The following is a 25,108-nucleotide window of genomic DNA, read 5'->3' on the forward strand; positions in this document are numbered from 1 at the left end:
TCCCAAGATAAAATTGCTTCTTGGGATTTTTTTATATCTTTTTGAATGAAAATCAAAATCCTCAATCACCCTGCCTTTTTCAAATCTTTTTTTAATTCTTTTTCAGCAATTTCGAAAGCCAGTTTCTCTCGCCATATAGCATAACGTTCTCTAAAAACTACTTTTATAGCGCTATCTACTGCTCCATGCATAAACAAACTCCAAACACTTGCTACTTTTCTAGATATAGATTGATCCCATGCACGAAGTGTAAGGGAAAAAGATCCGTCTATATAACGCATCCAATGCCACATCCCTGTTGGCATGAATAAAGTATCACCATGTTCCAAAAAAACTTCATAACCTTCTACGCCTTTGAGCGCTGGAAATTTTTCAAAATCAGGATTAGCAACATCATAATCTTCTAATGCATAAGTAGTATTCGGAAGACAATACAGCCTTTTTTTCCATTTATTATCAAACAATATGATATGTTTCCTTCCACCAAAATGAGTATGAAAAAGATGTGGCAAATCAATATCATAATGCAAAAAAGTAATGGCTTTTGAACCGCCAAAAAACATGGCTGGCATACTTTCTATAAAACCACCCATCAATTCTTTGGGAATTTTTACATCGTCGATTAGCTCAGGCCTGTGTTTGAAAAGATTGAAGAAAAAAATACGCAATTGGGTCGGCTCTCTTTTTATTAAATCCAGATACTCGCCAAATTTCATACTGGCAATCGAAGCATTAATTACTTTTTTTGGATCGGCTTTTGAATTATCAACAAGTTTAACCTCAATATCTCCTGCAATTTCCTTAAAGTACTCTGTTGACCATTTTTCTCTGGCAGGCCAATCTTTTGTAAGCCCCTTAATAATCAAAGGCTTTCTTTTATCTAAATAGTTCTTCTTAAAATCTTCGCGGGAAATAGACTCAACAGTATCAACAGATTTCAGGTTAAAGCTCATTTATTTAATGATTTTAGTTGTGAGTCTACCAAAAATACCTAATTATTTTCAGTCATCAAAATTTACAATTAAATAACACAAAAACAATATATTACATCCCAGTTCGAATCGCTTCTACAGGATCCAGATTTGCAGCAGAAATTGCAGGAAGAATACCCGAAATTAATCCGATAAGACCTGCCAGAGAAGTTCCCAAAATGATATTTCCAAAACTTAAAACAAATTCAAAATCAAGTACTTTTGTCAGTATAACTGCAATTCCCCAGACCATCAATAATCCGATGATTCCGCCAATTACAGAAAGAATTATAGCTTCGAATAAAAACTGAAATAAAATGAATCGGTTTTTAGCGCCAAGCGATTTTTGAATCCCAATTAAATTGGTTCTTTCTTTTACGGATACGAACATTATATTCGCAATTCCGAAACCTCCCACCAAAAGAGAAAACCCACTGATAATCCATCCTACGACATTTAGCTGCCCTAAAATACTATCAATAAAATCGGTAAATCCGGAAAGTACATTTAGAAAAAAATTATCCATCTCCCCTGCCTTCATTCCACGAATGGCTCTGAGCTTTTGCGTCACCTCTGCCTTATATGCTTCCATATCAACCCCTTTTTCTGGTTTTAAAACTATAACCGGAGTCATAGAATCGCTATCGCCATACATTCGTCGTAAAAAATTTGCAGGAAGATACACAGAAGTATCATTACTGTCTCCAAAAAAACCGGCACCTTGTTTTGCAATTACACCAATTACGGTAAAACGCTGTCCGTACAAACGGATATTTTTTCCGATAGGATCGCTTGCTCCAAAAAGCCCTTCTGCAATGTCATATCCAAGCACAATGACTGCTGATCCGGAGTTGGATTCCGATTCATTATAAAACCTTCCTTTATCAAAACTTAACCCATCTATATCTACCATTTCAAAAGAAGACGGAACAATATTTACGTCAGCAACGGTTCTTGAATCATATTTTAATATTTCATGATTTACAAAAAGCTGATAACCGACTTGGTCGGTATTATTAAGTGAATTTTTAAGCGCTACATATTCATCATATTTCACATTTGGAAACTGTTCTCTCTTCCATTGTGGTATTTCTGAAGGCCCGAAGCTAAATTTTATTAAATAAATCGTATTTTTATCTAAACTGCTCAGATCTTTAGAAATTTTCTTATCTAAAGAATCAACGGCAGCCAATACGGCAATAATAGAAAAAATACCAATTGTTACACCCAACAATGACAATAACGTGCGCAATTTATTGTTTCGCAAAGCATTGATCGCAAAGCCCAGACTTTCTTTTAATAATCTCAGATAAAGAAGCATATAATAGTATTTTCCAATGAAGTAAAATTCAATATTTTAAAAACAAAAACCTAATAAAAGTTAACTTACTCATCAGTAGATTTTTTTAGCATAATGTTACATTAATTTTCTTTAAAATAATATATAAAAAAACTACTTTTGCAGTCTCAAAATTCATAACTACACAATGAGCACAACTAAAAAAATACAATCAGCGTTAATATCTGTTTTTTCGAAAGATGGATTAGAACCAATCGTTAGAAAATTACACGAACAAAACGTAACACTTTATTCAACTGGAGGAACAGAAGATTTTATCAAAAACCTTGGGATTCCGGTAGTTCCAGTTGAAGATATTACATCATTTCCTGAAATTCTTGGCGGAAGAGTAAAAACATTACACCCAAAAATTTTTGGAGGAATTTTGAACCGTCAGGACAACGAAAGCGATGTTCAGCAAATGAAAGAATTTGATATTCCACAGATTGATTTAGTAATTGTTGATTTATATCCTTTTGAAAAAACGGTTGCTTCTGGCGCAAGTGAACAAGATATTATTGAAAAAATTGATATTGGTGGTATTTCTTTAATCCGTGCTGGTGCTAAAAATTTCAAAGACACTGTAATTGTAGCTTCAGTTAATGAATACAGTTTACTTTTAGACATAATCACAGAACAAAACGGAAGCACAACTCTTGAAAACAGAAGATTGTTTGCTACTAAAGCATTCCACGTTTCCTCTCACTACGATGGTGCTATTTTTAACTATTTTAACACAGACGAAACTATTTACAAAGAAAGCATTGCAGATGGTCAGGTTTTAAGATATGGTGAAAATCCTCACCAAAAAGGATTCTTCTTTGGAGATTTTGACGCTATGTTCAAAAAAGTTCACGGAAAAGAATTATCATACAACAATTTATTAGACGTTGATGCCGCTGTAAATTTAATTGAAGAATTTAAAACAGACGGACCGACATTCGCTATTTTAAAACATAACAATGCTTGCGGATTGGCTTCAAGAAAAACAATCAGCGAGGCTTACTTAGCAGCTTTAGCTTGTGATCCTACTTCTGCTTTTGGAGGAGTTTTGATTTCAAACACTAAAATTGATTTAGAAACTGCTCAGGAAATCAACAAATTGTTTTGTGAAGTTGTAATCGCTCCTGCTTATGAAGATGAGGCAATTACAGTTTTACAAGAAAAGAAAAACAGAATCATTTTAGTTCAAAATGAGGTTGAATTACCATCACGTCAGGTAAGAACTTGTCTTAATGGTTTGTTAATTCAGGACAGAAATAATATTACAGATACTAAAGAGCATTTAAAAACCGTTACAATTACAGAACCGACTGCTAAGGAAATAGAAGATTTGATCTTTGCTTCGAAAATCTGCAAGAATACAAAATCAAACACAATTGTATTTGCTAAAAACGGAACATTGATTTCTTCTGGCACAGGTCAGACCTCAAGAGTCGATGCTTTAATTCAGGCAGTTGACAAAGCAAAAGCTTTTGGATTTGATTTAAATGGAGCTTCAATGGCAAGTGATGCATTTTTTCCTTTTCCGGATTGTGTAGAATTGGCCAAAAAAGCAGGAATAACCGCTGTAATTCAGCCAGGAGGTTCAATAAAAGACGAGTTGAGTATCAATTATTGCAACGAAAATAATCTTGCAATGGTATTTACAGGAACACGTCATTTTAAACATTAATTTGTTTAACTTTGTTCAAAATAATTTATAACATTTTAAACCCCTAAAAAACTTATGGGATTTTTTGATTTCATGACTGAGGATATTGCGATAGACCTTGGTACCGCAAACACTTTAATCATTCATAATGATAAAGTTGTTATTGACAGCCCATCTATCGTGGCACGTGATAGAGTATCCGGCAAAATCATCGCTGTTGGTAAAGAAGCCAACATGATGCAAGGTAAAACACATGAAAACATCAAGACCATAAGGCCTTTGAAAGATGGTGTAATTGCTGATTTTGATGCTTCGGAAAAAATGATTAATATGTTTATTAAAAGTATTCCGGCATTGAAAAAAAGGATGTTTACGCCAGCTTTAAGAATGGTGGTATGTATTCCTTCCGGAATTACTGAGGTTGAAATGCGTGCAGTAAAAGAATCTTGTGAAAGAGTAAATGGAAAAGAAGTTTATCTGATTCACGAGCCTATGGCGGCCGCAATTGGTATTGGAATCGATATCATGCAGCCAAAAGGAAACATGATTGTGGATATTGGTGGTGGTACAACTGAAATTGCCGTTATAGCATTAGGCGGAATTGTGTGTGACAAATCTGTGAAAATTGCAGGTGACGTTTTCACAAACGATATTGTTTATTACATGCGTACACAACACAACCTTTTTGTTGGGGAAAGTACTGCCGAGAAAATAAAAATCCAGATTGGAGCTTCTATAGAAGATTTGGACGGACCTCCGGAAGATATGTCTGTTCAGGGTAGAGATTTACTTACTGGTAAACCAAAACAAGTTGATGTTTCTTACCGCGAAATTGCCAAAGCATTAGACAAATCAATTCAGCGTATCGAGGATGCTGTAATGGAAACTTTATCTCAAACACCTCCTGAATTAGCTGCTGATATTTACAACACTGGTATTTATTTAGCTGGTGGAGGATCAATGTTAAGAGGTCTTGATAAGCGTATTTCACAAAAAACAGATTTACCTGTTTATATCGCAGAAGATCCATTAAGAGCAGTTGTTCGCGGAACTGGAATGGCACTTAAAAATATTACAAAATTCAAAAGCATCTTAATTAAATAAGATTCAAAATAACAAATCAAAAAAAAATCAGAGTCGAATTTAAAAATTCGGCTCTGATAAATTTGAAACCAAAAGCATATCCTGAAACAAAATAACCGAACAAGAAATGCAGCAAATTTTTAATTTCATTATAAGAAACAGTAACCGGTTGCTGTTTTTGCTGCTTTTAGGCGTATCGTTGGCACTTACAATCCAATCTCACTCTTTTCACAGAAGCAGACTTATTAGCTCTGCTAACTTTATAAGTGGCGGCGTTTATGAAAAGATAAACACTGTAAACGAGTATTTGAATTTAAGAGCAGAAAATGATGAACTGGTACTTGAAAATGCCAGATTAAAAAGCCTTTTATTCAATATAGAAGATACTACAAAAGCACCGATGATCGATAGCATTAAAGGTGTGAAACCAGCTGATATTATTGTTTCGAAAGTAATTCATAATTCATATAGTACACATGAAAACTATCTTACTTTGAACTCAGGATCAAAGGAAGGAGTAAAACAGGACATGGGGGTAATTAACAGCTTAGGTATTATTGGTATAGTTGATAATACTTCTCCTAATTATGCTACGGTAGTCAGCATCTTGAATATGAAGTCTCAAATTAATGCCAAAATAAAAAAATCAAATCACTTTGGTTCACTTACTTGGAATGGAAAAAGCACAGGCTTCGTACAATTGACCGATGTTCCAAGATTAGCTTCGGTGAGAAAAGGAGATACTATCGTTACGGGAGGACAATCTGTAATTTTCCCTGAAAACATTAACATTGGAACAGTAGATAAGATATATACCGATAAGAAGACTACTTTTTACACTATTAATGTGAAGCTGTTTAACGACATGACTAATTTGGGGCATGTTTATATCATCAAAAGTAAGGACAGAGAAGAACTTATTAATTTAGAAAACAAAAACAAGGAAAAAGATGAATAGCACTTTGTTAGTCAATGTTTTTCGGTTTATTATGTTACTGGCAATTCAGATTGTTATTTTTAATAATATGAATTTCCTGGGATACATAAGTCCTTTTCCATATATCCTATATATCATTTTATATCCGGTAAACAGCAATAGAACCGGTTTAATAATTTCCAGTTTTTTATTAGGCCTTACTATGGACATGTTCTGTAATTCAGGTGGGATTCACGCTGCTTCCTGCGTAATTTTATCGTATTACAGACCTTATATTTTTAAATTTTCTTTTGGATTAAGTTATGAATATCAGACTATAAAACTAAATGAGTCCCTTACACCGGAACGGTTTTCATTCATTTTGGTTTCTGTTTTACTTCATCATATCGTCTTATTTATCCTGCTGGCCTTTCAATTTAAATTCATTTGGGATATTTTACTTCGAACCTTATTCAGTTCTATTTTTACAATACTCATTTCTATCATAATCATATATCTTATTAAGCCAAATAAACGATGAGAAAAGTCCTGCTGCCCACTTTAATTATTATTGCAGCATCTTTGCTAGTGATCAGGATATTTTATTTGCAGGTTATTGACGATTCTTTCAAATTGAAATCAGAAAATAACGCTATTAAAATAAAATATGATTATCCAGAGCGAGGCTATATTTACGACAGGTTTGGAAAATTACTTGTTGCAAACCAGTCTTCTTATGATATCATGGTAATTCCAAGGGATATTAAGGAAGATCTGAATGTTACGGAGTTCTGTCAATTATTAAATATTACAAAAGAAGATTATTATAAAAGAATAGAAAAGGCAAAGGTTTACAGCCCAAGACTGCCGTCTGTTTTTTTATCACAGCTTAATAAATCCGAATTTGCTGCTTTTCAGGAAAAAATAAGAAAATATGAAGGTTTCTATTTTCAAAAACGTTCTCTGCGTGATTATGAAGTTGATTATGGTGCCAATATCTTTGGCTTTATTACTCAGGTAAATGAAAGACAAATTGCAAAAAACCCTTATTACAACAGCGGTGATTTAATTGGCAAACAAGGTGTTGAAGAAAGTTACGAGGAAATTCTAAGAGGTATCAAAGGAGTAAAATACATCCAAAAAGACAAATACAATCGCGAAATTGGTTCTTATAAAGATGGGAAATACGACACTATTGCTGTACAAGGTGAAGACATTACTTTAACCATTGATGCTGAACTTCAAAAATATGGTGAAGAATTAATGATTAATAAACGAGGCGGAATTGTAGCACTTGAACCTAAATCAGGTGAGATTTTGGCACTAGTTACGGCTCCTTCTTACGATCCGGGGATTTTAGTTGGAAGACAGCGTTCTAAAAACTACACTCTTTTATATCATGATTCTATTGCCAAACCACTTTATGACAGGGGACTTTTGGCAGAATATCCGCCCGGTTCTCCGTTTAAAATTTTAACAGGACTGGTAGCTTTACAGGAAGGAGTGATTGACGAAAACTTTTCTGTTTCCTGTCACCATGGTTTCAGTTATGCAAGAGGACGATTTATGAGATGCCACTGCAGTGGAGGACAATTGCAATTACACAGAGCTATTTACCAATCCTGCAACAGTTATTTTGCAACGTCTTACATGCGTACTATTAACAAATACACTAAACCGGCCGCCGCAGTTGATGTATGGAGTAATCACCTTAAAACATTTGGATTGGGTGAATTTATGGGATACGATTTACCAACCGGAAAAAGAGGAAAAATCCCAACTTCTAAAACCTATAAAAGAATGTATCCAAACGGAGGCTGGAGAAGTACGGCAATTGTTTCAAATGCGATTGGTCAGGGAGAAGTTGTAATGACACCAATACAATTGGCAAATATGATGGCAACAGTTGCTAATCAGGGTTATTATTACACACCTCACATCATTAAAAAAATTGAAGGCAAAAAAATTGATGACAAATTTACAACCAAGCATACGACAAGTATTGACAAAAAATATTTTCCACCTATTATAAGTGGTTTATTTGATGTTTATAACATGGGAACTGCCAGCAGACTTAAGGTTGAAGGAATCGATATTTGCGGAAAGACAGGAACAGCAGAAAATTATACAAAAATTAATGGCGTAAGAACAAAACTAAAAGATCATTCTATATTTGTTGCTTTTGCTCCAAAAGACAATCCAAAAATTGCTATTGCGATTATGATTGAAAATGGTGGTTTCGGTGCTACCATTGCCGGACCAATTGCCAGTTTGATGATCGAAAAATATTTGAAGAAGAAAATTTCACGAACAGATTTAGAGACAAGAGTTTTAAACATCAGTCTTAGAAGCGAATACGCAAAACTAGGCGGTATGAAAGAGGCCGAAGCAATTGAATCGACACCGAAAGATTCTGTTCTTAAAGCTAAAATTGTTACTCCAAAAACACCGACACCAAAAACAGAACCTACAAAAACAGCAGTAGACACTACTAAAAAAAATTAATACGGATTATTTCAAATGAAAAATCAAAGCGTAAAAAACAATATTGACTGGATAAGTGTTATTATCTACAGTGTTCTGGTGATTCTGGGCTGGTTAAACATATATTCTTCTTCCTTATCCTCTACAGAGGGGACATATGAAAAACAGTTGATCTTTATTGGTTGTACCATCCCTTTAATTTTTGTCGTATTATTTGTTGATGGAAAATTTTATGAAAAGTACGCTAGTATAATTTTTGCAGTTTCGTTATTATCCTTAGCTGGATTATTTCTTTTCGGAAAAACAATTGCAGGACAAAGATGCTGGTATGCAATAGGAAGTTTTACGCTCCAGCCCTCAGAATTTGCAAAAGCTGCTACTTCATTAGCCTTGGCCAAATATCTTAGCGACACTCAAATCAACCTTAAAGAAACCAACAGGCAATTACAGGCTTTAGCGATTATATTTTTACCCGTAATGCTTATTCTGCCTCAGCCAGATCCGGGGAGTGCTTTAATTTACAGTGTTTTTATACTTGTTCTGTTTAGAGAAGGATTACCTTCATGGTATGTATGGACTGGCTTTATCACGATACTTCTATTTGTCTTAACGCTGGTTTTAGAAACTTATGCCGTAATCTTAATTGCTGCCGGTGTATTGGCAATAATATATTTTAAAGGAAGAGTGGTTGATAGAAACCTTCTTCTTAGTACTATTTTATTAGCCGTGATTTCAGGTTTCGTTCTTTCAGTAGATTACGTTTTTGATAATGTATTCAAACAACATCACAGAGACCGTTTTAATATCCTTTTAGGAAAAACAGTTGACATGAAAGGTATTGGATATAATACCAATCAGTCTGAAATTGCAATTGGCTCAGGAGGATGGCTTGGCAAAGGTTTTCTGGAAGGAACACAAACCAAAGGAGGATTTGTACCCGAACAACATACAGATTATATTTTTACGACTGTGGGAGAAGAATGGGGTTTTACGGGTTCAGTAGTCGTTATTTTACTTTTTGCCGGTCTGCTTCTTAGAATAATTTATCTGGCTGAAAGGCAAAAAACCAAATTTAGCAGAGTTTATGGCTATTGTGTAGCCGCAATTTTATTCATACACTTTTTTGTGAACATTGCCATGGTAATCGGTATCTTTCCGACCATTGGGGTTCCTTTGCCTTTCTTTTCTTATGGAGGATCAGGTTTATGGGGATTTACCATTTTACTTTTTATATTCTTAAAAATGGATGCCAACAAAGTCAACGAATGGTAATCAAAAACTATAAAACAAAAAATCCGAAGTTTGAAACCTCGGATTTTTTTGTTTACATATAACTTAAAATCTCTTTCTTATAAGTATCGTACTCTCCCTGAAGAATTAGACCATTGTCTAATAACTTTTTGTAATTCTGTAATTTATCAAAAAGCTCTTCTTTTGACAATTCACTTAATTTTCGCTCTCCTGCTTGCGTCTGAGGCTGAACTACTGGCTCAAAAGTTTCTGTATAAACCGGAGCAGCAGGTAAAATTTCTGCAAAACTTGTTACTTCTTCAGTTTCTATCTCTTCAACTTCATCTTCAAAAGTATTAACATCTTCTACGGTTTGTACAGATTCTGCATTAGATACTGATACCGGATTTTTAAGCAAATCCAATTGTTCTTTTGCGTAGGTATATATTTTTCTGGCCTGAATTTTTGGAATATAATCAATCGAAATAGAGAAATCTGTTTTTGTATTAAATGAGAATTCTGAACCCAGAATATTTTCTTTTACAAAAGCACCAGCTATATTGTCCCAGGTATAATCTGTAAAATCCATTGAAAGCCCTAAATTTTTAGGCTCACAAATAATAATTCTTTTATTCGTTAACACAATACTGTCCGGAAAAACAGTAATTGCCGGTTTTTTTTGAACAGCGATATACCCTACTTCTTCTCCTTTCATCAACAAATCACTGAGTTTTGAAGTAATTTTTTCAATTGCTTTTGGGTCTTGTTCTTCGTTCAGAAACTTTTTAAATTGTTCTTTCATATTCTATTAAACTACTAAGTTGCAAATTTATTGAGTGTTATGTTTTTGACTTTCCTTACAAATGTAATGCCTAATTTTCTAATTCAATAATTTCGTTCTGAATTTTCTTTGTCAAACTTTTGAAAACCAATTCGTAGGAATGATCAATAAGTTCTTTGACAAAAGATTCCGGTAAACTTTTGTTTAGCGCAATCGTATTCCAATGTACTTTACTCATGTGATAACCGGGTTTTATTTCATCATATTCAGCTCTGAGTTCCTGCGCACGTTCAGGATCACATTTTAAATTTACTGAAGCTTCATCCTTTTCCCATTGCGACAAAGAAGACAATGCAAACATTTTTCCGCCCACTTTAAATACCAAAGTATCTTCATCAAAAGGAAAATGTTCACTGACACCTTTTTTCGAAAGACAATATTCGTAATACGTTTCTAAATTCATAATTATTTATTTACCAATTTCACCTAAATGAGTGTATTTAAAACCTTTTTCATATTTTAGTCCATAACCGAAAATCCGATCCATTGCAGAATGTGAAAGTAAAACAATTCCCGCTAATTGCAGATCTTCAATTTTAAAATACGAGCCTAAAATATATAATAAAACTGTAATTCCTTTGTGATGAAATACATTATAGAAAAACGCTCCGCTTTTGTTTCCAAATAAATATCCCAGCATCGATACATCAGGGGCTAAAATTAAAACTAAAAACCACCACCATTCAAAATTTAAAAGACTGAACAAGTAGATTCCGAGAATAAATAAAGTAGTTTCTTCGAGTTTAACAATTATATTCATCATAGTATTTTTTCCATCATTTTTTCAGGATGATTCAGTTTAGTAAAACCAAATTTCTCATATAAAAAATGAGCATCTGTTGTTGCCAAACGCCAGATTTTAATGCCTTTCAGCAACGGCTCATTCATCATATTCTCAATTAAAATCGACGAGTATCCTTTTCGCCGGTGTTCTTCAGTAATAAAAACATCCATTACATAACCAAAAACTACATAATCTGTAATTACTCTTGCAAAACCAATTTGCTTGTCATCTAAATAAATTCCAAAACAAACCGAAGCATCAATCGTAGTTTGTACCTCTTCGATTGTTCTTGCTGCAGCCCAGTAAATATCTTTTAGAAAATTTTGAATAAACAAAATGTCAAGTTTGCTTTTGTCTGTAGAAACGGTAATCTTATTCATAATTTTTGAAACATTATACTCTTTTAAACTTTTTCTAGCTATTTCATATTCGTTACATTTTAATTTTTTCGTCAACTTTTTCAATTGGCTTACTGATAAAACCCGGGGCACCAAACCGATATCCAAAATACAACAACCCATAAACTTTATCATTCGTAATAACGGTTGTTTTATCCTGATTATAAGAGCTATCGTCAAAATTTAAACTTAAACCAAAAAGAATACGTTCACTGTTATAACCTATTTTTATTCCGCCTTCGATATTTTTGGTAAAATAGGTTTCTTTCTCAATACTTTCAACACCTAAAGCTACACTTTTATCATTCAAAAATTTTACTCCTACAGAAGGTGACAAATGCGGTGCGATATAAAAGTTTTTGTGAATGATGAAATTATAATAATAACCGGCAGCCAATCGAATATCAAATTCTTTTTGCTTTCCGTTGAGATCTTCGGCTTGAGAAATAATTCTGTTATACGTATAAAGGAGAGACGGAATAAAACTTCCAGCACTCTTTTTTTGCCATTCGGTAAATGAGGTTATACTTTTAAGAGAGAATTTTGGATTGAAAAGATACGAGGTCGACATTCCGTATTGTACTGTTTTAAAATCCGGAAACTGAAGATACGGGTCTTTTCCTTCTACCCAGTCCGGATTAAAATCAGACATGTTGGCCACATAATATCCTTTGGTTTTACTGTAATTGACCGTTTGAAGCCACCTTCCTAAAAAGAAACGGAAATTATAATCTGAAAAAGAAGATTTTCCTTTTAAGTCTTCATCTTTATTTGCACCAAAAAATTTAGGATAAAAACCATAACTAAACCCAATAAATTTATAATCGATACTAAGAAAGAGTTTGTAACTATTATTGGTCTCCAAGTCCAGATTCGATCCTTTTTTATTGTCCAAAAAATAAGCATCAGTGTGAGAACTTAAATTGGCCCTAATCATTATTTTATCCGGATAATAAATAAAATTTACAGTATCTTTTTTTGTTTCGTTCTGACTAAATAATGGTGCGAAACTCAAAACAAAAAACATCAAAATAATATAGGTACAAATTGTACAAAAATTGGTTTGGGTTAAGTTTTGTATTCTCGCTGCTTTCAATGCTGAATAATTTGGTATTAGTAAATATACCCTAATTAAAATTGAGTTGAAAAATTAAATGTCAAAAGTTTCAATAGCATATAAAACAGGCTTACTGGGGCTCGCATCGTTTTCAAAAGAAGCAATTTGTAGGTTTAGCAGATAATCACCGTCTTTAATTTCGTTTGGCACAAAAATCATTTCGGTGATTGTCGCTTCAAAACGTGCATCACTGTTTAAATTATGTGTATCCTTCACATTCCAAAAAGCTTTATGAGCCAATAATTTTCCTTCATCATGTTCCCGATCAACGCTTGGCAAGTCAATTAATAAGTGCTGGATTTCGCTTTCGCGGATGAAAACCGCAGCTTCTTCAGACAAATAAGGCGGATTCGTGTTGGAATATTTCTTTGATTTTTTATCCTCCTGATTGGGAAGCGTTCTAATGATAATTGCCTGAGAATGTGAAGAACCTGTAATATTTAGAGCATTTGAAATCTGCTCTTTTGTAATCACGAAATCTTCTCCAATTTTTTCAGGCGCAACAGTAACCAGTCTGGAAAAAAAGAAAAACTGCTTTAGAGACTGGTTTATACTGTAAAAATCATTTGTAATATGTCCCAGACATTCGGTATGTGTACCATGCCCATGCGGATTAAAAAAAATATTATTGAAATTTGTTGATGACTTTCCTTCAGAAACTTTACCGATCCAGTCTCCAAAAACTACAGGTTCAATAACCGGTTTTTCGATATACCAGGCAATTGGGTTTTCTTCTGTATTGGTTAATGGAATAGAAATATCAATGGGTTTTGATAAGTCGATTTGATATTGATTGTCAATTACTGCTAACATAGGGACGTGGATTATACGGATATTCTAACGCAGATTTTAAGTTTTTTTATCAGCGTTCAATATTTATTCATCCAAATTTAGATAAAATAAATCTGAAGCAATTCCATCTGTTAAAAATTTTCCTTTAGGAGTTGGTTTTAAAATATTGTTTTGAATAAAAAGCAAATCATCATTTAAGAATTTTAAACTTTGATTTTCTAAATAATTCAAATAATCTAACCCAAATTCTTTTTCGATTCTTTCTAATGATACTCCCCAGATTGTTCGTAATCCTGTCATAACATACTCATTATAACGATCCGATATAGTCAGAATTTCAGTTTCAATTGGAAGCTCCTGATTTTGAATTGATTTTAAGTAAAGCGAATTATTTGCGATATTCCAGCCCCTTTTTTCCCCATCATAACTATGTGCAGAAGGCCCAATCCCGATGTATTTTTTACCCAGCCAATACGCCGAATTGTTTTTGGAGAAATAGTTTTCTTTTCCAAAATTTGATAATTCGTAATGAATGAAACCGTTTTTCTGAAGCATTTCAACCAAAATCATAAAATGATTTGAAGCTACTTCATCCTGAGGCTCAGCAATTTTTCCGGTTTGAATTAATTTGCTCAAAGCCGTTTTCGGTTCAACGGTCAGAGCATAACTCGAAATATGCGGAATGCCAAAATCCAGAGCAGTCTGAATATTTTGTTTCCACATTTCGTCACTCATTCCCGGAATTCCATAAATCAAATCAAGCGAAATATTGTCGAAATATTTTGTCGCTTCTTCCAGGCATTTTTTGGCTTCCGCCGAATTATGAGCACGGTTCATTAGCTGCAAATCTTCTTCATAAAAAGACTGAATTCCGATGCTAAGACGATTTATTGGACTTTTGGATAACTCTAAAATTCGTTCTGAGGATAAATCATCCGGATTGGCTTCAAGGGTAATTTCAGGATTTTCGATGACTTTATAATTCTTGTAAACTTCTGAAATCAAAAAGTTGATTTCTTCATTACTCAAAACGGAAGGTGTTCCTCCGCCAAAATATATCGTTTCTACAATCTCATACTCAAACTCATTTTTACGCATGCCAATTTCTTTAGCTAATGCCAAAACCATATCGTCCTTCTTTTTCATCGAAGTTGAAAAATGAAAGTCGCAGTAATGGCAAGCCTGTTTGCAAAAAGGGATGTGGATGTAGATTCCTGACATTTTTTAATTAGATAATTAGTTAATGTGTCAATTAGATAATTTATTCCATGTCAAAAGAATTATCTAATTTTCAAATTTTCTCAATTGACACATTATTTTTTAACTCGATCTTCATTCTGTTTCACAAAAGCATCCCAGCCCGAATAACTTTTTCCGGCAACAACTTTTCCTGAATTAAAGTGATGGCAAACAGCAGCTGCCAAACCGTCTGTTGAATCGAGATTTTTCGGCAATTCTTTTAAGCCTAAAAGTTGTTGCAGCATTTTGGCAACCTGTTCTTTACTCGCATTTCCGTTTCCGGTAATCGCCATTTTTATTTTCTTCGGTTCATATTCGGTGATTGGAATATCTCTTGAAAGTCCGGCAGCCATGGCAACACCCTGTGCACGACCTAATTTCAGCATTGACTGAACGTTTTTCCCAAAGAAAGGTGCTTCTATCGCAATTTCATCAGGATGATGCGTTTCGATTAATTCGATGGTTCTTTCGAAGATGATTTTTAACTTTTGGTAATGATTGTCGTATTTAGAAAGCTGCAATTCATTCAATTGCAGGAATTCCATTTTTTTATTGGTTACTTTAATCAGTCCAAAACCCATAATCGTAGTTCCGGGGTCAATACCTAATATGATACGTTCTTTTGTCAAGAGAAGTTTTGTTTCAAGTTTATTTTATTTCAAGTTTCAAATTACCTGAATCTCGAATAAATCATTTTCTAATTTACTAATTGCCACATTATCTCATTCTCAAATTGACTACTTTTGCGGCATGATTTCAATTCCTCACAAAGCTAAGCAATTCCTTGTTCTTCTGGCCAAACTTTTGATTGTTGGCGGCGCATTTTATTTTATTTACAATCAGCTGGCAAACAATGACAAATTAGACTGGCAGAAGTTTATCGCTTTATTTCAAAAAAATCAGTCGGTTTTAGGGATTGGGTTTATTTTGCTATTGAGTGTCTTAAATCGCTATTTTGAGATTTTGAAATGGCAGAATCTGGCGCAGGTAATTCATGAAATTTCAGTTTACGAATCTACCAAGCAGGTTCTAGCCGCTTTAACAGCCGGAATTTTTACACCAAACGGAGTTGGGGAATATGCAGGAAAAGCGCTGTATTACCCAAAATCTGAAGCTAAAAAAGTAGTTTTCCTGAACCTGATCTGCAACGGAATCCAGATGATTTTGACTATCCTTTTTGGAATTTTCGGACTGCTGTATTTCAATGCACAATTTAATGTTATCACAACCCAAACCGTTCTGATTCTCTTTGGCGGACTTGTACTTATTCTGATTGTTTTATTTTCGATTAAAAAAATAAAAGTAAAAGGATATTCAATCGAAAAACTGATTCATAAAATCAATGAAATCCCAAAATCAATTCATCAGAAAAATATCGTTTTAGGAATCTGTCGTTATTTGGTGTTCTCACATCAGTATTACTTTTTGTTTTTAGGTTTTGATGTCGATTTGCCTTATTTAACTTTAATGGCAGCGATAACATCGGTTTATTTTTTAGCGTCTTCATTACCGACTTTTCAGTTTTTGGATTTTGCCGTGAAAGGAAGCGTAGCGATTTATTTCTTCGGAATCCTGAAAGTAAACGAATGGATTGTAGTCTTCATCAGCACTTTGATGTGGTTTTTAAATGTAGTTCTTCCGGTTGTTTTAGGAAGTTATTTTGTGCTGAATTTTAAAACCAAAACAACAGAATGATTTTCGAATTATTCGCCATATTAGTCATTTATATTGTGAGTATTTCGGTGCTGATTTATGGTTTTTTCAGAGTGAAAACATATCAAAAAAAGGATTTAGAACCGAAAACAAGTTTTACTATTATAGTGCCGTTTCGCAATGAAAAAGAAAATCTGCCAATGCTTTTGGAGAGTTTTTCTAAATTGAATTATCCAGAAGATTTATTTAAAGTTATTCTGGTAGATGATGGTTCTGACGAGAAATTCCAAATTCTAAATTCCAAATTCCAAATTTCTGTAATTGATACTATAAGGACTTCTAATTCTCCCAAAAAAGACGGGATTACAACTGCAATACAACATGTAAAAACCGATTGGGTTATCACAACCGATGCCGATTGTATTGTTCCTGAAAACTGGCTTTTGACATTTGATAACTATATTCAGGAGAACAACGTTTCCATGCTCGCAGCTGCGGTTACTTATACATGTAACAATTCTTTTTTACATCATTTTCAGCAATTAGATTTGGTGAGTTTGCAGGGCGCAACAATTGGCAGCTTTGGACTCAACACTGGTTTTATGTGCAACGGAGCCAATTTTGCTTATACCAAGAAATTATTTGAAAAACTGAACGGTTTTGAAGAAAACGACAAAATTGCCAGTGGAGATGATGTTTTTTTACTGCAAAAAGCAATCGAAAATTTTCCAAATGAAGTTCATTATTTAAAAGCCAAGGAGGCAATTGTGACTACAAAACCTACTGAAAACTGGCAAACTTTATTTTATCAGAGAGTACGTTGGGCAGCCAAAACAAGTTCATACAAAAGTACTTTTGGGAAGTTTCTCGGACTTATTGTTTTCTTTGGAAATCTGAGTTTTGTTGTTGGATTTTTCTTTCTGCTTTTTGGAGCCTGGTCGTATCCAATTTTTGTATTGTTTGCTTTTTTTAAATTTTTGACAGATTTTGTGCTGCTTTCCATCACCAATTGTTTTTTGACAAAAGACAGAATTAAAAGTTTTTTACTGAGCAGTTTATTGTACCCGTTTTTCAGTTCTTTGGTTGCTTTATACAGTTTGTTTGGTTCTTATGAATGGAAAGGACGAAAGTTTCAAAAATAGTTCCCCTGAATCCTAGTGCCTAGCCCTGATGGAAGCGACATCCTTTTTATTTTTTCTTTAAAAATAAAAAGATACAGCGGACAGCAGGAAACAGCTCCTAATTATTAAACTACTGATTTTGTTTTACTTCTTTTTCCTTAAGAATTACGGGCAAAATAAATTGTGATTTTACCGGAATACCGCGTTTGATAGCAGGGTTAATTTTAGGAAAATCAACCAAACGCGCACGAAGGATACTATCAATTTTAATCCTGTCGTAATTGACAGAATCTTTTGGAAATTGAGGTTCGAAATTAATGGTCGCATCAGGAAAAACGGTTACTTTTACTTCTATGGTATCAAGTTCAGGATATAAAACAGACAAAGTATCTATATCTAACTTTTCCTGGATAAGCTGCGTCATGATTTCGAAAAAACATTGCTGACGCTGATTTTTATTATTAATTTTTTCACAGTCTGCTAAAGACGGATATTCATCAACTTCTTTCCAGTTGATTGATTTTAATTCTTTTTGAAGCAATTCTTTTTCAGAAGGTACCTGCTTCTCAAAATATTGACAAGAATTAAAAATTAAAAAAACTAAAAAAGGAAAATAATGTTTCAAGATTTTGATGTTGATTTTAACTTATAATGTAAAAATACAATTATTTTTTTTGGTAAGCTTTCTATTGCAAATATTCGTAACAGATTTTTAAAAGTCTTTTTTTCTGTTATTTTTATAATTTATTCCTGAAATAAAGATTAAAAAACTCATTCAAAATTTACAAAACAATGGACTTATTATTAGTTTTTCTTGGTTTTATATGCATCATAATAGGAATTATGGGCAGCTTTTTGCCTGTTTTACCAGGTCTGTCCAGCTCTTGGGTTGGTTTATTATTACTATATCTGACCAAGGCAGTCGAAAACAATTACTGGGTTCTGGGCATTACATTTATAATTATGATTACTGTCACCATTTTAGATTATATAATTCCCGCCAAAGGAACCAAACGATTTGGAGGCAGTTCTTATGGGGTTTGGGGAACCAATATCGGTTTGATCGTTGGTATCTTTGCACCTATACCCTTCGGCATAATCATTGGACCTTTTGCAGGCGCTTTTATTGGCGAGATAATCTATGATTCCAAAAACCATAAAAGAGCTTTAAAAGCAGCTACTGGTTCATTAATTGGCTTTCTGGCGTCAAGTTTTATAAACTTTTTACTGAGTATCGTTTTTCTTGGGCTTTTTCTGAATTTATTGTGGCAAAACAAAGCTAATTTGTTTTTATAGCTCCAGTAATAGTTAAGCTTTTTCTTATGTTTTTTAGATTTTAGAATAGTAAAAAAAAATATTTTCAACACAGTTATACTTCCATTTGAGAACTAAGGAGTTATATTCATTGATTGTATGCATTATTCTTGGATAAATTATCAAAAAAGCAAAAACAAAATATTTAACTTAATTTTTGGATATGTTAATATATTTTATATTTTTATCGCTATAATCGACAAAATACCACATTTATCGATTATTAGCAGCAAAATATTAATTAATCCAGTAATACAATTATGACCCCAAATCTACAAATTGAACTACGCCGCTTTATCTCTTCCAATGTCATCTCCAAGCTCAACAAATTTTACTTCGAAAATGATGCTTTATTAATTAAAGCTATTGATGTTTCGTTAGGAACTGTTTTAATGGGATGCTATAACAATCTTGAAGAGAAAGAATTAGAAGAAATGACAGTACTTATTGAAAATACTTCATTTTACAAAGAAATTGATTTTGCTTCTGCCCGGATTTTATCTGTGGACGACAATTACAAAGCAGAAGGCAATGCACTTTTAGAACAAATTTTCACAGCAAAAAAAGGAAGAATTTCTGAAATGATTTCAAATGAGGTTGGCATTAAAAGCGAAACAGCCCGAGAAGTCTTAAATTTTTCTGTATTGCTTATTGTTTCGTATTTGAAATACAACTCCGAATTAATTGCAAGTTTGAAACTGCTTTTGGACAATCAGAAAAGAGACATTTTAAACAGCATTCCTCCTGGAATTAAAATCATTTTAGGCTTTTCGTGTTATGAAACCGTAGAAGAAAAAAACCATTCACGTTTCGCCAGATCTATTTTCAATCTTTTTGGAAACAGTTAATTTTTAGTTTTCTAAAAATTAAATTTTCTCGATTGGTCTTTTCTTTAAAAGTTTCAAAATAACCGGGAATGTAGAAACGATTATAATGATAACAATGATGTATTCAATGTAATGTTTCAAATCAATTCCCTGTTTTAAAAACACGCCATATAGATAATGACCGGCGAAGATTAATATGAAAGACCATAAAAAAGAGCTCAGAACGTTATAGAACATAAATTTCTTTTTATCCATTGAAACAATCCCAGCTATAATTGGAGCAAATGTTCTAAAAACAGGTAAAAACCTCGCATAAATAATAGCCTTACCTCCATACTTTTCGAAGAAATCCTTCGATTGTAAGAGGTATTTCTTTTTAAACCAAAAAGAGTCCTCTTTTTTAAACAAATAATATCCGCTTTTGGCACCAAACCAATAACCGGTCATGTTACCTAAAACCCCCATTATTGCAACAGCTGTTGACAATAAAAACACATTTATAAAATCACTTGGAATAGATATAACATTCTGAATTAATTCGCGGCTGTAGATTCCCGCCAAAAAAAGCAAGCTGTCTCCCGGAAGAAAAAAACCTGCAAAAAGTCCTGTTTCAGCAAAAACTATAAACAGTACAATAAATAAACCTATCTGAACACCACCGATGCTTAATGTTATGTAAAATTCAGGGTTGACTAATTGAGTCCAGTCAAAATTATTCATAAATGAGTTTGGTTATATTTATTAAGTGCGTGAAAGTAACAATAATTTAATTTAACCACAATAAAATACGGTATTTTAAACATAAATTAACTATTAAAAAAAGCCCGGGCTTTGAAACCCGGGGCTTTGAATATTACTCTCTTTCATATTTGCAACAACTATGCAAATTATCGTAATCTTTTTGCGTCGCTTTCACCTCTTTGGTATCATGTCCTGCTTTTGCCACAGCTTTGTTTAAATCTGCTGTTGAACATTTTTCTTCATTTAAAATCACTGTTAACTGGTGCGATTCGACATCCCAGCTTGCCGATTTAACTCCCGGCACACCAAAAGCTGCTTTTTCAATACGTTTTTTACACTGCTCACAATTACCGTTAACCTCTGTAGTGTATTTTAAATTCTTATTTTTTTTAGTCTGAGCCTGAGCTGAAAACCCTAAAAATGTTAGTACTGCTATTAAAATTAATTTTTTCATTTTATAAATAATTTATTGTTATTGTAATTGATTTTTGAAATTGATAATTGTTATTTACTTTATTTTAAATCGTAAACCTGCATAATACATCTGACCAAAAATAGGTGCGTATGCTATTGAAGCATCAAAGTTAGGACCAAAAGGATCATCTGCACCCAAAATTGCTTTTTGCTGTTTGTAATTCCCAATGTTTTCACCCCCAATATACACCTCGAAAACCGAAGAAAAAACACGCGTAACCTGAGCATTCATCACTGCATAAGACGGTGAAAATTCCGGAAACTGATCTGCCTCAGGGTTTGATGCGGTGTAAGGCAATTGCTGTTTCCCTGACCAGTTATAGGTGTAATCAAACTTCCATTGCTTATCATCATTAAGTGTAGTTTCATATTCCAGATTGCCTAAAAAACGATGTTTTGCCTGTAATGGCCTTTGAAAAGTTCCTCTTAAATAATCGGTCTGAATATCATAATATTTATAAGCGGTTCTCAAATTCAGGTTACGAATCAGTTCATAATTAAACTCAAACTGAAGGCTATTTGCAAACGAGCTTCCTTTTAGATTATAAAACAAAACTTCCTGAGGGCTCTGCATCAAATCAACAACGGCCTGATTTTGAAAATCGGTTCTGTAGATATCAAAACCTGCTTCTGCGTTTTTATTGAAAATCTTAAATTTCTGAGAAAAACTCACTCCGTAATTCCATGCAATTTCCGGATTCAATCCATAAATTTTTCCGCTGTTATCCAAAATGGAAAAAGTTCTTGAACTTGCAAAAAGCTGTTGGTTTTCTGCAAAAATATTAGCTGAACGTTTTCCTCTTCCTGCAGAAAAACGAACTACTCCATTTTTCCACGGATTGTATCTTACATGCAGTCGAGGTGTCACAAAAGTTCCTAAACGGTTGTGATTATCTACCCTTCCACCCAAAATCAAACTAAAATTATCTGTGTTATCATAGGTGTATTCAAAAAATGCCCCAACGGAATTATCAATTCGGTTATAATTATTTACATACACCAATTCCTGATATTGATCGTAAGTAAAATTCAGACCCGTTGTGAATTTATGCATGGTGTTATTAATAATCGAACTAAAAATTAAATTCGAATAAAAACTATCTTGTTTAATATTATATTGATTCAGTCCGAAATAAGAATCTTGTTTATGACTATTGAAAGCATTTTGAAAACCAATACTCTGATATGGCATATCTTTAAAAACATAACCAATTTTTGTCGATACTTCAAAACGTTCTGTATTTATTTCTGACCCCCAATGATTTGTAGTTCCGCGATCACGGTCTTTATCAAAATCAACTTCTCCGGTTTGTTTTTCATCATTCATATATCTGAAATTGATAAAACTTACCAAACCGCTTTCGGGATTATAATACTGATAACGATTTAAAACATTGATTTGTTTTCCTAACGGATTATCCAAAAAACCGTCATCATTCATATCGTTTTTTGCTACACGCGCATTACCATGAACAAACAGACTTGTTGCCCATTTATCAGACAGTTTTTTATTGAAATGTGTATTCAGCTCAAAACGGGCATCGGTAGATCCGTAAGCATTAAGGAAAAACGGAATATCGCTTAGAGGTTTTAAAAGCTCCGTATTTATTTGTCCCGAAATACTTTCATATCCGTTAATTACACTTCCGGCTCCTTTGGTAATCTGAACACTCTCAATCCAGGTCCCGGGCGTGAAAGATAATCCGTAAGCCTGGGAAGCCCCACGAACCGAAGGAATATTTTCTTCGGTAATCATCAGATAAGGGCTTGTAAGACCTAACATTTTTATTTGCTTGGTTCCTGTTAAGGCGTCAGAAAAATTCACATCAATTGACGGATTGGTTTCAAAACTTTCTGCCAGATTGCAGCACGCTGCTTTCAAAAGTTCTTTGCTTGTAATGAGTGTTGTATTGGCTGTAAGGGTATAGGATTTTTTAAGTCCTTTTTGCTTTTTAGTAATTTTCACTTCCTCTAAGTCTTCTTGTGAAAACGCAGAAACAGAAAGCAAAAACACCACAAAAAGCATGATATTTTTTTGCATAAAAAAGATTTTAATGTTATTTAGAAATTTCTGTTTTAAAGATTCTCAAATAATTAAGAAATATTAAAACAACACGTTTCAAGCCACAAAAAACGGCTTGATTCTAAACATTAAAATCAGGAATAAAAAATGTATTGATTGTATAATTTAAATAAGGGGGGTGCATTTGCATCAGCATAATACGAAATGTTCTGACTGTTCTTAAAATTTGGAACAGACAAAAACTCAACTAAATTGTATTGCTGAATTACTGCCGGAAATGCAAACTGAAAAAAGAAAACCTTAAAAGTTGCATCATCTGATTTCTTTTCGAATTTAAATACCTTGTCTTTACAACAGGAAGATTTTTTTTCTTTATCTCCACAACATTTTTTTTCAGGAGAAACTGTAGTACTTAATGAAACGGAAGCAATCTTTCCTCCGCAATAGTGCACATCAAAAGCAAATCCGATGTTGGAAACCAACAAAAGGAAAGCTAAAAATATTCCGGTGCACTTCTTTAAATTCATAGTGCAAAACTATTTAAAAAAGTCCGGATAAAAGCTAAATAAAATGTTATTTTTTAAGATTTTGTTGCTGATAATAGAAAGCAGGAACAAACAACAGCACAAATATGGGCTGAATGATAAATCTTCTTACATAAAAAAGCAGCCAGCCTGCATCGGGAAAATATTTAAGTATACTAAAAAACATTCCTAAAAGCAGCACTAAAAAAAAGGCATACAAAAATGTACTAAACTTTAGAATTTCAACATCTCTAAATAAAACATAAATAAGCGCTAACGACAAAACTGTATTTAAGGTATAACGAAGCAAAAGCCCTGTTAAAAGTTTAAAATTATCTGTCACAGGAAAAGGGATTCCTTTAAAATCTGAATCAAAATAAACGAGAAAAGGATCGTAAAACAATTGGTTTTCCAAAGCCCGAATACTTCCTAAACACAAAATAATCAAAATGCTTATACTAATTTTGAATTTATTTCCGGAAAATTTATTTAGCATATTTTGAAAATTTATTTACCCATATAACCCATAAAATGAAAACCAATCCATAAATAATCAAAGGAAAAAGAACTCCATGCAAAAGATGTTCTTTTTCGGGAAAACGAAACATCAAAATGGTTAATGTCGCAATTCTGACTACATTTAAAATATAAATAAAAAGAATTCCTGACAAAATAAACAACAAAGTCGTTTTAAGCTTTCCGGAAAAAGCAAGTACAAACGAAACAAACAAAATCATTACGCTTACAGCATTACACCCTTCTACAATTCTAACAACATTCACATTATTATACCAGACTTCCAGATAAGAACCCCACAAACTTTTCTGAACCAATACATCATAATTAAAAATACTCATCAACCAATTGACATTAGAACCAACAACAACGGTTATTCCGTCAATACCATCTGAACCAAAGCTGTCCAGATAATATTTATAAACTAGTGTAAATAAAATATAAGCGGCAAAAAATGTCCCTATAAAAATAAGGAAGGGTTTAAATTGTACTAAATATTTTTTCAAGAGGGATTTTTTTTCAAATTTATGTATTTTTTGAGTTTTGCTTTAAATACTTTTGTATAAAATTTTTACATGATGACATTTCAGGAATTAGAACCAAAAATAGCAGCTATTGTGGCTGATGCAGATACAAACAGAGATGAAAAATTACTGGCAATCTGTCAGTTACTAAACAAAAACATTGAATATTACAATTGGGTTGGATTTTATTTCGCCAATCACGAAAATAAAACATTGCATTTAGGACCTTATGTAGGAGCTGAAACAGACCATACTGTGATTCCGTTTGGAAAAGGAATTTGTGGTCAGGTTGCCGAAAGCAATACCAATTTTGTTGTTCCGGATGTTTCTGCTCAGGACAATTATATTGCCTGTAGTTTTACTGTAAAATCAGAAATTGTTGTACCTTTATTTGTAAACGGTGTAAATATTGGGCAAATTGACATTGACAGCCACATCATAGATCCGTTTACGGAAGCTGACGAACGATTTTTAGAATTTGTAAATCAGGAAGTTGCCAAATTATTTTAGAAGTCCCTATTTTTATTGTAAAAAATAGACCTG

Annotated in this window: 28 protein-coding genes; 11 read left to right on the forward strand and 17 right to left on the reverse strand. The window is 33.2% G+C overall.

All coding sequences use genetic code 11. From position 1 onward, the window contains the following. Nucleotides 1-65 precede the first annotated feature (65 nt). On the reverse strand, nt 66-953 hold the full coding sequence (locus tag AAEO57_RS03045) for a cupin-like domain-containing protein (protein WP_341689371.1): 888 nt from the start codon (nt 951-953) through the stop codon (nt 66-68). A gap of 91 nt (nt 954-1,044) precedes the next feature. Next, nucleotides 1,045-2,292: an ABC transporter permease gene (locus tag AAEO57_RS03050; protein WP_341689372.1), complete on the reverse strand. Its 1,248-nt coding sequence runs from the start codon at nt 2,290-2,292 to the stop codon at nt 1,045-1,047. 166 nt (nt 2,293-2,458) lie between these two features. Here AAEO57_RS03050 and purH point away from each other — a divergent pair, with 166 nt between their 5' ends. The 6 genes from purH to rodA all read left to right on the forward strand — a co-directional run bounded on the left by purH (nt 2,459) and on the right by rodA (nt 9,719). Then, nucleotides 2,459-3,985, forward strand: a complete 1,527-nt coding sequence (purH, locus tag AAEO57_RS03055; protein ID WP_341689373.1) for a bifunctional phosphoribosylaminoimidazolecarboxamide formyltransferase/IMP cyclohydrolase — start codon at nt 2,459-2,461, stop codon at nt 3,983-3,985. A gap of 54 nt (nt 3,986-4,039) precedes the next feature. After that, nucleotides 4,040-5,068: a rod shape-determining protein gene (locus tag AAEO57_RS03060; RefSeq protein ID WP_341689374.1), complete on the forward strand. Its 1,029-nt coding sequence runs from the start codon at nt 4,040-4,042 to the stop codon at nt 5,066-5,068. Between the two features lie 106 nt (nt 5,069-5,174). Continuing rightward, entirely contained in the window at nt 5,175-6,005 is an 831-nt protein-coding gene (gene mreC, locus AAEO57_RS03065) for a rod shape-determining protein MreC (protein ID WP_341689375.1), read from the forward strand. Beyond that, entirely contained in the window at nt 5,998-6,504 is a 507-nt protein-coding gene (locus AAEO57_RS03070) for a rod shape-determining protein MreD (protein ID WP_341689376.1), read from the forward strand. Before mreC ends, AAEO57_RS03070 begins: the two co-directional genes overlap by 8 nt. Beyond that, the gene (gene mrdA, locus AAEO57_RS03075; protein ID WP_341689377.1) at nt 6,501-8,468 is read left to right on the forward strand and encodes a penicillin-binding protein 2; all 1,968 of its coding nucleotides are present in this window, start codon (nt 6,501-6,503) and stop codon (nt 8,466-8,468) included. The genes AAEO57_RS03070 and mrdA overlap by 4 nt, the downstream gene beginning before the upstream one ends. Before the next feature lie 15 nt (nt 8,469-8,483). Further along, nucleotides 8,484-9,719, forward strand: coding sequence for a rod shape-determining protein RodA (gene rodA / locus AAEO57_RS03080; RefSeq protein ID WP_341689378.1), 1,236 nt, complete (start codon nt 8,484-8,486; stop codon nt 9,717-9,719). A 52-nt stretch (nt 9,720-9,771) separates the two neighbouring features. On the opposite strand, the gene AAEO57_RS03085 is transcribed toward rodA, so the two are convergent. The 8 genes from AAEO57_RS03085 to ruvC form a co-directional block, all read right to left on the reverse strand. Continuing rightward, nucleotides 9,772-10,479, reverse strand: coding sequence for a PH domain-containing protein (locus tag AAEO57_RS03085; RefSeq protein WP_341689379.1), 708 nt, complete (start codon nt 10,477-10,479; stop codon nt 9,772-9,774). A 70-nt stretch (nt 10,480-10,549) separates the two neighbouring features. Further along, complete coding sequence (locus AAEO57_RS03090; RefSeq protein WP_341689380.1) at nt 10,550-10,921, reverse strand: MmcQ/YjbR family DNA-binding protein; 372 nt, start codon at nt 10,919-10,921, stop codon at nt 10,550-10,552. 6 nt (nt 10,922-10,927) lie between these two features. Next, nucleotides 10,928-11,278, reverse strand: a complete 351-nt coding sequence (locus tag AAEO57_RS03095) for a DUF4260 domain-containing protein (protein ID WP_341689823.1) — start codon at nt 11,276-11,278, stop codon at nt 10,928-10,930. Continuing rightward, nucleotides 11,278-11,682, reverse strand: coding sequence for a GNAT family N-acetyltransferase (locus AAEO57_RS03100; RefSeq protein WP_341689381.1), 405 nt, complete (start codon nt 11,680-11,682; stop codon nt 11,278-11,280). Before AAEO57_RS03100 ends, AAEO57_RS03095 begins: the two co-directional genes overlap by 1 nt. 52 nt (nt 11,683-11,734) lie before the next feature. Beyond that, complete coding sequence (locus tag AAEO57_RS03105) at nt 11,735-12,796, reverse strand: DUF4421 family protein (RefSeq protein ID WP_341689382.1); 1,062 nt, start codon at nt 12,794-12,796, stop codon at nt 11,735-11,737. Between the two features lie 54 nt (nt 12,797-12,850). Continuing rightward, nucleotides 12,851-13,630, reverse strand: a complete 780-nt coding sequence (locus AAEO57_RS03110; protein WP_341689383.1) for a cyclase family protein — start codon at nt 13,628-13,630, stop codon at nt 12,851-12,853. A gap of 63 nt (nt 13,631-13,693) precedes the next feature. After that, nucleotides 13,694-14,830 (reverse strand): radical SAM family heme chaperone HemW, encoded by a 1,137-nt coding sequence (gene hemW / locus AAEO57_RS03115; RefSeq protein ID WP_341689385.1) that lies wholly within the window; start codon nt 14,828-14,830, stop codon nt 13,694-13,696. A 92-nt stretch (nt 14,831-14,922) separates the two neighbouring features. Continuing rightward, complete coding sequence (ruvC, locus tag AAEO57_RS03120; RefSeq protein WP_243233570.1) at nt 14,923-15,477, reverse strand: crossover junction endodeoxyribonuclease RuvC; 555 nt, start codon at nt 15,475-15,477, stop codon at nt 14,923-14,925. 121 nt (nt 15,478-15,598) lie between these two features. On the opposite strand from ruvC, the gene AAEO57_RS03125 reads away from it, so the two are divergent. Together AAEO57_RS03125 and AAEO57_RS03130 are read left to right on the forward strand one after the other, a co-directional pair. Beyond that, the gene (locus AAEO57_RS03125) at nt 15,599-16,543 is read left to right on the forward strand and encodes a hypothetical protein (protein WP_341689386.1); all 945 of its coding nucleotides are present in this window, start codon (nt 15,599-15,601) and stop codon (nt 16,541-16,543) included. After that, nucleotides 16,540-17,643: a glycosyltransferase family 2 protein gene (locus tag AAEO57_RS03130; protein WP_341689387.1), complete on the forward strand. Its 1,104-nt coding sequence runs from the start codon at nt 16,540-16,542 to the stop codon at nt 17,641-17,643. The genes AAEO57_RS03125 and AAEO57_RS03130 overlap by 4 nt, the downstream gene beginning before the upstream one ends. A gap of 109 nt (nt 17,644-17,752) precedes the next feature. Here the strand turns inward: AAEO57_RS03130 and AAEO57_RS03135 are convergent, their stop codons facing one another. Then, complete coding sequence (locus AAEO57_RS03135; protein ID WP_341689388.1) at nt 17,753-18,247, reverse strand: hypothetical protein; 495 nt, start codon at nt 18,245-18,247, stop codon at nt 17,753-17,755. A gap of 167 nt (nt 18,248-18,414) precedes the next feature. Here AAEO57_RS03135 and AAEO57_RS03140 point away from each other — a divergent pair, with 167 nt between their 5' ends. Both AAEO57_RS03140 and AAEO57_RS03145 read left to right on the forward strand, forming a co-directional pair. Next, nucleotides 18,415-18,918, forward strand: a complete 504-nt coding sequence (locus tag AAEO57_RS03140; protein ID WP_341689389.1) for a DUF456 domain-containing protein — start codon at nt 18,415-18,417, stop codon at nt 18,916-18,918. Between the two features lie 278 nt (nt 18,919-19,196). Further along, entirely contained in the window at nt 19,197-19,784 is a 588-nt protein-coding gene (locus tag AAEO57_RS03145) for a DUF937 domain-containing protein (RefSeq protein WP_341689390.1), read from the forward strand. 18 nt (nt 19,785-19,802) lie between these two features. Here AAEO57_RS03145 and AAEO57_RS03150 read toward each other — a convergent pair whose 3' ends face one another. The 6 genes from AAEO57_RS03150 to xrtF form a co-directional block, all read right to left on the reverse strand. After that, nucleotides 19,803-20,483: a DedA family protein gene (locus tag AAEO57_RS03150; RefSeq protein ID WP_341689391.1), complete on the reverse strand. Its 681-nt coding sequence runs from the start codon at nt 20,481-20,483 to the stop codon at nt 19,803-19,805. 133 nt (nt 20,484-20,616) lie between these two features. Then, a complete protein-coding gene (locus tag AAEO57_RS03155) occupies nt 20,617-20,958 on the reverse strand; it encodes a heavy-metal-associated domain-containing protein (protein WP_341689392.1) in 342 nt (113 codons plus the stop codon). Between the two features lie 54 nt (nt 20,959-21,012). Continuing rightward, a complete protein-coding gene (locus AAEO57_RS03160; RefSeq protein ID WP_341689393.1) occupies nt 21,013-23,019 on the reverse strand; it encodes a TonB-dependent receptor plug domain-containing protein in 2,007 nt (668 codons plus the stop codon). Between the two features lie 116 nt (nt 23,020-23,135). After that, on the reverse strand, nt 23,136-23,528 hold the full coding sequence (locus tag AAEO57_RS03165; RefSeq protein ID WP_341689394.1) for an HYC_CC_PP family protein: 393 nt from the start codon (nt 23,526-23,528) through the stop codon (nt 23,136-23,138). A 46-nt stretch (nt 23,529-23,574) separates the two neighbouring features. After that, on the reverse strand, nt 23,575-24,021 hold the full coding sequence (locus tag AAEO57_RS03170) for an exosortase F system-associated membrane protein (protein ID WP_341689395.1): 447 nt from the start codon (nt 24,019-24,021) through the stop codon (nt 23,575-23,577). Continuing rightward, nucleotides 24,011-24,547 carry an exosortase family protein XrtF gene (xrtF, locus tag AAEO57_RS03175; RefSeq protein ID WP_341689396.1) on the reverse strand — a complete coding sequence of 179 codons (537 nt, stop codon included), beginning with the start codon at nt 24,545-24,547 and terminating at the stop codon, nt 24,011-24,013. The genes AAEO57_RS03170 and xrtF overlap by 11 nt, the downstream gene beginning before the upstream one ends. 72 nt (nt 24,548-24,619) lie before the next feature. Here xrtF and AAEO57_RS03180 point away from each other — a divergent pair, with 72 nt between their 5' ends. Beyond that, nucleotides 24,620-25,075 carry a GAF domain-containing protein gene (locus AAEO57_RS03180; RefSeq protein WP_341689825.1) on the forward strand — a complete coding sequence of 152 codons (456 nt, stop codon included), beginning with the start codon at nt 24,620-24,622 and terminating at the stop codon, nt 25,073-25,075. Nucleotides 25,076-25,108: the final 33 nt, after the last annotated feature.

It is taken from the genome of Flavobacterium calami (assembly GCF_038290035.1).
Lineage (GTDB): Bacteria > Bacteroidota > Bacteroidia > Flavobacteriales > Flavobacteriaceae > Flavobacterium > Flavobacterium calami.

Bases quoted from the DNA above. Each gene is read 5' to 3' on its own strand.
- AAEO57_RS03045 (WP_341689371.1), bottom strand. From the start codon at position 953: ATGAGCTTTAACCTGAAATCTGTTGATACTGTTGAGTCTATTTCCCGC.
- AAEO57_RS03050 (WP_341689372.1), bottom strand. From the start codon at position 2,292: ATGCTTCTTTATCTGAGATTATTAAAAGAAAGTCTGGGCTTTGCGATC.
- purH (WP_341689373.1), top strand. From the start codon at position 2,459: ATGAGCACAACTAAAAAAATACAATCAGCGTTAATATCTGTTTTTTCG.
- AAEO57_RS03060 (WP_341689374.1), top strand. From the start codon at position 4,040: ATGGGATTTTTTGATTTCATGACTGAGGATATTGCGATAGACCTTGGT.
- mreC (WP_341689375.1), top strand. From the start codon at position 5,175: ATGCAGCAAATTTTTAATTTCATTATAAGAAACAGTAACCGGTTGCTG.
- AAEO57_RS03070 (WP_341689376.1), top strand. From the start codon at position 5,998: ATGAATAGCACTTTGTTAGTCAATGTTTTTCGGTTTATTATGTTACTG.
- mrdA (WP_341689377.1), top strand. From the start codon at position 6,501: ATGAGAAAAGTCCTGCTGCCCACTTTAATTATTATTGCAGCATCTTTG.
- rodA (WP_341689378.1), top strand. From the start codon at position 8,484: ATGAAAAATCAAAGCGTAAAAAACAATATTGACTGGATAAGTGTTATT.
- AAEO57_RS03085 (WP_341689379.1), bottom strand. From the start codon at position 10,479: ATGAAAGAACAATTTAAAAAGTTTCTGAACGAAGAACAAGACCCAAAA.
- AAEO57_RS03090 (WP_341689380.1), bottom strand. From the start codon at position 10,921: ATGAATTTAGAAACGTATTACGAATATTGTCTTTCGAAAAAAGGTGTC.
- AAEO57_RS03095 (WP_341689823.1), bottom strand. From the start codon at position 11,278: ATGAATATAATTGTTAAACTCGAAGAAACTACTTTATTTATTCTCGGA.
- AAEO57_RS03100 (WP_341689381.1), bottom strand. From the start codon at position 11,682: ATGAATAAGATTACCGTTTCTACAGACAAAAGCAAACTTGACATTTTG.
- AAEO57_RS03110 (WP_341689383.1), bottom strand. From the start codon at position 13,630: ATGTTAGCAGTAATTGACAATCAATATCAAATCGACTTATCAAAACCC.
- hemW (WP_341689385.1), bottom strand. From the start codon at position 14,830: ATGTCAGGAATCTACATCCACATCCCTTTTTGCAAACAGGCTTGCCAT.
- AAEO57_RS03125 (WP_341689386.1), top strand. From the start codon at position 15,599: ATGATTTCAATTCCTCACAAAGCTAAGCAATTCCTTGTTCTTCTGGCC.
- AAEO57_RS03130 (WP_341689387.1), top strand. From the start codon at position 16,540: ATGATTTTCGAATTATTCGCCATATTAGTCATTTATATTGTGAGTATT.
- AAEO57_RS03140 (WP_341689389.1), top strand. From the start codon at position 18,415: ATGGACTTATTATTAGTTTTTCTTGGTTTTATATGCATCATAATAGGA.
- AAEO57_RS03145 (WP_341689390.1), top strand. From the start codon at position 19,197: ATGACCCCAAATCTACAAATTGAACTACGCCGCTTTATCTCTTCCAAT.
- AAEO57_RS03150 (WP_341689391.1), bottom strand. From the start codon at position 20,483: ATGAATAATTTTGACTGGACTCAATTAGTCAACCCTGAATTTTACATA.
- AAEO57_RS03155 (WP_341689392.1), bottom strand. From the start codon at position 20,958: ATGAAAAAATTAATTTTAATAGCAGTACTAACATTTTTAGGGTTTTCA.
- AAEO57_RS03160 (WP_341689393.1), bottom strand. From the start codon at position 23,019: ATGCAAAAAAATATCATGCTTTTTGTGGTGTTTTTGCTTTCTGTTTCT.
- AAEO57_RS03165 (WP_341689394.1), bottom strand. From the start codon at position 23,528: ATGAATTTAAAGAAGTGCACCGGAATATTTTTAGCTTTCCTTTTGTTG.
- AAEO57_RS03170 (WP_341689395.1), bottom strand. From the start codon at position 24,021: ATGCTAAATAAATTTTCCGGAAATAAATTCAAAATTAGTATAAGCATT.
- AAEO57_RS03180 (WP_341689825.1), top strand. From the start codon at position 24,620: ATGACATTTCAGGAATTAGAACCAAAAATAGCAGCTATTGTGGCTGAT.